We start from the raw sequence: 6461 nt of genomic DNA, 5'->3' as shown, positions 1-6461 counted from the left end.
TCCGCAATGTGCGCGCCGGCCTGTTCGATCCTGCCAAGACAATGCTCGAAGGCCGCGGCAACCCCGCCTTCTATGTCGCCGAAAAGAACGCCGCGCGGAATGCCAATGCGAAGCCCGGCGAGTGGAATGGCGGCCAATTCGTTCGGCGCCTCGCCGGCCATCACCGCGTCGGCGGCTGCGCATTGCGAGACGGTTCGGGCGAGCGGCCCGATAGAGTCCAACGTGCCCGAAAGCGGAAAGGCGCCGGTCAGCGGCACGCGCCGTGCTGTCGGCTTGAAGCCGACGACACCATTGAGCGCCGCCGGGATGCGGATCGAACCACCGGTGTCGGACCCGATCGAGATGTCGCTCGTCCCCTCGCCGACAGACACGCCGGCGCCCGAGGACGAACCGCCTGGAATGCGCCCTGGGTCGACGGGATTGCCGGGCGTTCCGTAATGTATGTTGTCGCCGATCGCGGTGAAGGCGAATTCGGTCATGTTGGTCTTGCCGATGATGACCGCACCGGCTTGCCGAAGCCGGCCGACGATGGCCGCATCGCGCTGAGCCGGCGCGGCGGTCTTGCGCATCAGCGAGCCCGCCGTGGTCGCTTCGCCGGCGACATCAAACAGATCCTTGATCGAGACAATGGTGCCGTCGAGCGGCCCAAGCGTCACGCCGGCTCGTTTGCGGGCATCGCTGGCGTCAGCCGCGGCCCGTGCGGCTTCGGCATAAAGCTTCGTGTAGACCTTCTCGACGGCTGCACGACTGGCAAGACGTGACAGGATGTTTTCGAGACGGTCGCGGATTGATTGCATGTCGATGTCGGACTCCGCCAGGATAGAACGTCCTTCGGGCAAGCAGCCGCCAGGCCCGCCGAAGGAATAACCCGGCCAGCGTGCCTTTGCACCGGCCAGCGACAGGAAGATACTGATGCTGTACAAGGGCAGCTGCCATTGCGGCAAGGTTGCGTTCGAAATCGAGGGCGAGCTCGAGGGCGTCGTTCGCTGCAATTGCTCGATCTGCGCCCGCAAGGGTGCGCTGCTGTGGGCCGTGCCACATGACAAGCTCACACTCGTCGCCTGGGGCGATGACCTTGGCCGCTACACATTCGGCGAAGCGAAAATAGCACACCGCTTCTGCCGAACCTGCGGCATCCATCCCTTTGCCGAAGACATCAGCGAAAGCGGCGAACGCAGCGCCTACGTCAACATCAACTGCTTGACCGGTCTCGACCCGTCCACCTTGTCGATCTTCGACTTCGATGGGCGCTCGGCCTGAAGCAGTTCTGCTCTACCGGTAGCCTGTTGCATCGGCTGGTTTGCCGGCATCCTGAACCTCCGGAACATAGCGCCAGGCATCGGGTCGTGAGCCGTCCAAATCGGTGAAACCATAGACCTGCGCCAGCCCGCCGCTGGACAGCGACTGGCCGTTCCAGCGCGAGCGATCCGGATCCGTGGCCAAAGCGGCGACGGCGCGGCCGACGAAGCGCGGCGTTTCGGAGATGACGAAATGGGGCACTTTCGCCGTGGCGTCGCGCCAGTTTTCTTCGGCGACGCCATAGATCTCCAGCATCATTTCCGAACGCATCCAGCCCGGCGTCAGCGAGACCGACGTGGCGCCGTGTTTTGCAAGGTCCTTGGCGTGAGCCCAGGCCATGCGGTTCACCGCCACCTTGGCAAGGTCGTAGAAAGGCGACAGGCGATAATGCCGGGCATTGTATTCGGCGGTGCCGTCGGTGATCTCGACAAGCAGCCCGCCCGACCGCTCGATCATCAACGGCAAGGCATGGTGCGCGGTGATCAGATGCGTGTCGATGGCCAGGCGCAGCATGCGCAGGCCGTTTTCCAGATTATGCTCCCAGACCGGCTTGTCCCATTCGAACAGCTTTTCGCCGCCCCAGATGTCATTGACCAGTATGTCGAGCCGACCCTGTTCGGCGCGGATGCGCCCGACCAGCCTGCGCACGTCGTCGGCGATGAGGTGGTCGACCTTCACGGCGTTGCCCTTGCCGCCATTGGCAGTGACCAGTTCCGCCGTCTCCTCGATGGTCTCTGGGCGGGCATACTCGGATTGCTGGCCGCGCGTGCTCCGCCCCGTGACATAGACAGTGGCGCCGGCGGCGCCGAGTTCGACCGCTATGCCGCGCCCGGCGCCCCGTGTGCCGCCGGCAACCAGGGCAACTTTCCCTTGCAACGTCATTGAACTCTCCCAAAACAGCACCATCGATCAAATCCGAGCTGGCAAACGCCGCTCGCAACATATATAAATGATCATTCGGTTATATTGGAATGTCAAGATGACCCGTCCCAAAACCCGGTCCGACGAACAGGTGCTGGAAGCAGCCTTGCGATTGATGCACGAGCACGGGCCGGAGGCGCTTACCTTCGAGCGTCTGGCAAAAGCCTGCGGCCTGTCCGGCGCAACCCTGGTGCAGCGCTTCAAGAACAAGGCGCGGTTGAAGCAGCGCACCTTGCTGCATGCCTGGGATGATCTCGACGACAAGACCAGAACGCTGGCCACCGGCGTTGCTAGAACCCCGGCCGGTGCCATCGAATTGCTGGTGGCGCTGTCGCAGGGCTATGGCGGCATCGAGTCCTATGCCGAGGGCCTGCTCGTCTTGCGCGAGGATCTGCGCGATCCTGTGCTCAGGGCGCGCGGCGCTACCTGGAAGGCATTCCTTTGCGCTGCTCTTGCGGCCTGCTTCGCTGAAATCGACGACCCGCCACCAGACGTCGGCCTGCTGATGGCGTCGCACTGGCAAGGTTCGTTGCTATGGTGGAGTTTCGATCCGGCGATCGAAGTGGCCGTCTATGTCGAGGACAGTCTCAACCGCTTCGTCGCCGCCATCACAACGGCAACGGCCCGAAAACCGTAGTGGTTCTCGGGCCGTTGCCAATGGTGGCTGTTGGGAGAGACTATTCGGCCTGCCTCGGGCCGCGCAGGAACACCACGATGGCAGCCAGCAGCGTTGCGATGCCGCAATAGGCAAAGGCACTGGCGACGCCGGCATGGTCGACCAGCAGGCCGCCAAAGACGGCGCCCAGCGCAATCGCCACCTGGAAGGTTGCAACCATCAGACCGCCGGCGCTCTCGGCCTGGTCGGGCGCTGCCCGTACCAGCCAGTTCTGCAGCCCGACCGGCACCGCGCCGAAGGCAAAGCCCCAGGCCGCGACGGCAGTGGCGGCGATCGTGGGCGACGCGCCAAGGATCAGCATCGAGGCGGCCGCCAATGCAATCAGCAGAGGCGCCAGCGCGATGGCGGCCTTGAGGTTGCGTTCGGCGAGGATGCCGCCGGCGATGTTGCCGAAGAAACCGCCTATGCCGTAGGCCAGCAGCACCAGCGAGATCGTCTCGATGTTGAGCACCGGCACCTTCTCGAGGAAGGGACGGACATAGGTGAAACCGGCAAAGTGCCCGGACGCGACCAGCAGCACGACCAGCAGGGCAACCCTGATCGACGGCCGCTCCAGCACTTCGAGCAAGGTGCGGAAGCTCGCGACGCCCACCGGCGGCAGTTTCGGAATGGTCGCCAGTTGCACCAGCAGTGCCAGCGCCCCGACGATGGTCGCGATCATGAATGCCGTGCGCCATCCCCAGATGTCGCCGACATAGGCGCCGACCGGAGCCGCGGTGACGGTGGCAAGCGACACGCCGGTCAGGATGATCGACATCGCCCGCGGCATCAGCCGCATCGGCACCAGCCGCAACGCCATGGCGGCCGACATGGCCCAGAAGCCGCCAAGGGCCACGCCGAGCACGACGCGCCAGCAGGAGCATGGGCAGCGACGAGGCAAAGGTGGCGAGAAGGTTGGACAGGATAAGGAACGCCGTCAGCATCCACATCACCAGCCTGCGGTCCATGCGCCTTGTGATGATGGCCATGGTGGGAGCGGCGATGGCGCCCACGATCGCGGTCGCCGTCACCGCTTGCCCGGCAACGCCTTCGCTTACGCCGAGATCGCGCGCCATCGGCGTCAGCAGACTGGCGGGCAGGAATTCGGCGGTGACCAGACCGAAAACGCCCAGGGCGAGCGAGACCACGGCACCCCACGCCGGTTCGGTTCGTTCATCGGATTCGGCGGGGTCGAGAAGTGCGGCGTCAATGGCGCCTGTCGCGGGTTCGGCCATGGTCAGTCTCCGATCTGTTTGCGGCGCCACATAGAAAACAACCGGGCTCTGGCTCCACCCGTTACATGCTTGCCGTCGTGGCTTGGCTATGCGGCCGGTCTTCGATTTGTTTGCAGCGCAGCATTTGGCTGCACCGCAACATGGGAGTGACGAGTTGGAGTTTCCATGCTAGAAACGCCGGAATGAATTACAATTCGTCCAAAATGGCGCAGCCGACTTCCGGTGATCCGCTGACCGACATGCTGCGTGGATTACGGCTCGACGGCGTCGACTACGGCCGCTGCGTGTTGGGCGAGCCCTGGGCCGTTTCCTTTCCCGCCCAGAAGGCGGCTCGGTTTCATTTCATCGGCCAGCAGGGCTGCTGGCTGTTCTCACCGGCCAAGGAGTGGATCGAACTATCCGTGGGCGACGCGCTTTTGATCCCGCGCGGCGACGCGCATGTCCTGGCCAGCGCGCCCGGCGTGCCCCCGGTGCCGATCGGCCGCTACACGATCGAACCGGTGTGCGAAAACATCTACGACGTCTCCAACGAGTGTGGCGGCCCCAAGACCTTGCTGTTTTGCGGCAGCATGCATTTCAATCTCGACGGCTCGCACCCGCTGCTCGACATGATGCCCAACCTGATGCAGGCGCATAAGCTGATGGCGAACGCACCGGGCATTCAGCATCTGCTCGACGCGATGGCCGGCGAAGTGACGATGGACCGGGTCGGCTCCGGCGGAATCCTTGCCCGCCTTGCCGATGTGCTCGCCGCCACGATCATCCGCTCCTGGGTCGAGAACGGCTGTGGCGATGCCACCGGCTGGATCGCGGCCGTCCGCAATCCCGACATCGGCAAGGTGCTGGCGACCATCCACCTGCAGCCGGATCGCGATTGGAGCGTCGAGGCGCTGGCGCGGATGATGGGAGCCTCGCGCTCCGCCTTTGCCCAGCGCTTCGCCACGGTGGTCGGAGAGACGCCGGCCAAATATGTGCTGCGCGTGCGCATGCACCAGGCCAGGCAATGGTTGGCCCGGGATGGCATGAGGGTGTCGGTGGCGGCGGCGAGACTGGGCTATGATTCGGAAGCATCCTTCAGCCGCGCCTTCAAGCGGGTGATGGGCGTGGCTCCGAGCCATCTGCGCCACATTGGTGCCGGCGAAGAGCCGTCCTGACGTCAGGCAGCCAAATCACGCCAATCCCTCCCGGCTGGAGGAATTGCCAGGTCTTTTGGACGCGGCGTCATTGCCGGTCGGCTTCCGGCGGATAGGCTGGCCCGTGGAGGAAATCCCATGGCCAATCATTTCGTACTGCTCGCGCTTGGTGTCCTGTCGGTCATTCCAGGACGCGCCTTTGCTCTCGAGGACAGCTATCTGCCGGCAGGCAAGATCCCTTACGTCGCCGAGGCGCTTGACCAGCCGCAGCGCCTGGGACCACTGTGGGGCGAAAGGGCCAAGGGGCCCGCCGGAACCTTGCTGAAAGTCCCGGGCAACTGGCGCGCCCCCGTGCACGCGCACACCGCCGACTATCGCGCCGTGGTCATCCAGGGTCTATGGGCGCACTGGCAGATGCAAGGCGGCGAGGCGAGCAAGGTCGAACTGCCACCTGGATCCTACTGGACCCAGAAGGCCGATGAGATGCATGACGACGCCTGCCTCTCGCAGACGGAATGCGTGATCCTGTTGATCAACGACACGCCCTACGAGACCTACCTGCCGAAATAGCCGCGCCTTATGACGCGTGCCGCAAGCTGACTCCACTGCCCTTGTCGAACAGCACCACCTTGTGGGGGTTCCAGGCAAAGCGCACCGGCTGCTCGATCGCGACGTCGGTCCTGGCCGGCACCGTGGCGCGCAGGGTTGTATCGCCGACCCGCAGCGTCAGGATCTTTTCCACGCCATGGTTCTCGACGTCGTGGACACGCGCCTCGACCGGTGCGCCGCTTTCCAGATACACATCCTCCGGACGGATGCCGAAGACGAGCGGGCGACCCTCGGTCGCCCCACTCGCCTTGGCTCCCCCTGCAAACGGCAGTTCAAAATTCAATGGCGCCATCACCGCCCGGCCGTTCACCAGCCTGCCGTCGATGAGGTTCATCGGCGGCGAGCCGACGAAGCTCGCCACGTAGGTGTCGCGCGGATTGTTGTAGATCTCGTGCGGCGTGCCGGTCTGGATGATGCGGCCATGGTTGAGCACGCCGACTTTGTCGCCCATCGACATCGCCTCGATCTGGTCGTGGGTAACGAACAGGAAAGTGGCGCCGAGCTGTATCTGCAGGTTCTTCAACTCGGTGCGCAGCGCCTCGCGCAATTTGGCGTCGAGCGCCGACAGCGGCTCGTCCATCAGGAACACGCGCGGCTTGCGCACGATGG

At 64.5% G+C, this 6461-nt stretch carries 7 protein-coding genes and 1 pseudogene; 4 read left to right on the top strand and 4 right to left on the bottom strand.

Translation table 11 applies throughout. The annotated features are described in order from the left end of the window. A partial coding sequence (locus EOA36_RS23170; protein ID WP_127279579.1) for an amidase occupies positions 1-797 on the bottom strand: 797 nt, incomplete at its 3' end. A gap of 115 nt (positions 798-912) precedes the next feature. Here EOA36_RS23170 and EOA36_RS23165 point away from each other — a divergent pair. Beyond that, positions 913-1260: a GFA family protein gene (locus EOA36_RS23165; RefSeq protein ID WP_127279578.1), complete on the top strand. Its 348-nt coding sequence runs from the start codon at positions 913-915 to the stop codon at positions 1258-1260. Positions 1261-1272: 12 nt separating this feature from the next. On the opposite strand, the gene EOA36_RS23160 is transcribed toward EOA36_RS23165, so the two are convergent. Continuing rightward, entirely contained in the window at positions 1273-2181 is a 909-nt protein-coding gene (locus EOA36_RS23160; RefSeq protein ID WP_127279577.1) for an SDR family oxidoreductase, read from the bottom strand. A gap of 97 nt (positions 2182-2278) precedes the next feature. Between EOA36_RS23160 and EOA36_RS23155 the strand changes: the two genes are divergently transcribed. Beyond that, positions 2279-2857, top strand: coding sequence for a TetR/AcrR family transcriptional regulator (locus EOA36_RS23155; protein WP_245464444.1), 579 nt, complete (start codon positions 2279-2281; stop codon positions 2855-2857). Between the two features lie 40 nt (positions 2858-2897). Here the strand turns inward: EOA36_RS23155 and EOA36_RS23150 are convergent. Beyond that, positions 2898-4110, bottom strand: a pseudogene (locus EOA36_RS23150) (MFS transporter). A 182-nt stretch (positions 4111-4292) separates the two neighbouring features. On the opposite strand from EOA36_RS23150, the gene EOA36_RS23145 reads away from it, so the two are divergent. Beyond that, positions 4293-5264, top strand: coding sequence for an AraC family transcriptional regulator (locus EOA36_RS23145; protein WP_127279575.1), 972 nt, complete (start codon positions 4293-4295; stop codon positions 5262-5264). A gap of 117 nt (positions 5265-5381) precedes the next feature. Beyond that, complete coding sequence (locus EOA36_RS23140) at positions 5382-5813, top strand: DUF4437 domain-containing protein (RefSeq protein ID WP_127279574.1); 432 nt, start codon at positions 5382-5384, stop codon at positions 5811-5813. Positions 5814-5820: 7 nt separating this feature from the next. Here the strand turns inward: EOA36_RS23140 and EOA36_RS23135 are convergent. Further along, the coding region (locus EOA36_RS23135) for an ABC transporter ATP-binding protein (protein WP_145969266.1) at positions 5821-6461 on the bottom strand (641 nt) is incomplete at its 5' end.

This window comes from Mesorhizobium sp. M8A.F.Ca.ET.021.01.1.1 (assembly GCF_003998025.1).
In the GTDB taxonomy this organism is placed as follows: domain Bacteria; phylum Pseudomonadota; class Alphaproteobacteria; order Rhizobiales; family Rhizobiaceae; genus Mesorhizobium.
Note: the sequence above shows the minus strand (reverse complement) of the source record. Positions and strands in the feature narration are given on the sequence as shown.

What these genes read in the sequence shown, in the direction of transcription:
- EOA36_RS23140 (WP_127279574.1), top strand. Translation starts at nt 5,382, where the DNA reads ATGGCCAATCATTTCGTACTGCTCGCGCTTGGTGTCCTGTCGGTCATT.
- EOA36_RS23160 (WP_127279577.1), bottom strand. Translation starts at nt 2,181, where the DNA reads ATGACGTTGCAAGGGAAAGTTGCCCTGGTTGCCGGCGGCACACGGGGC.
- EOA36_RS23145 (WP_127279575.1), top strand. Translation starts at nt 4,293, where the DNA reads ATGAATTACAATTCGTCCAAAATGGCGCAGCCGACTTCCGGTGATCCG.
- EOA36_RS23155 (WP_245464444.1), top strand. Translation starts at nt 2,279, where the DNA reads ATGACCCGTCCCAAAACCCGGTCCGACGAACAGGTGCTGGAAGCAGCC.
- EOA36_RS23165 (WP_127279578.1), top strand. Translation starts at nt 913, where the DNA reads ATGCTGTACAAGGGCAGCTGCCATTGCGGCAAGGTTGCGTTCGAAATC.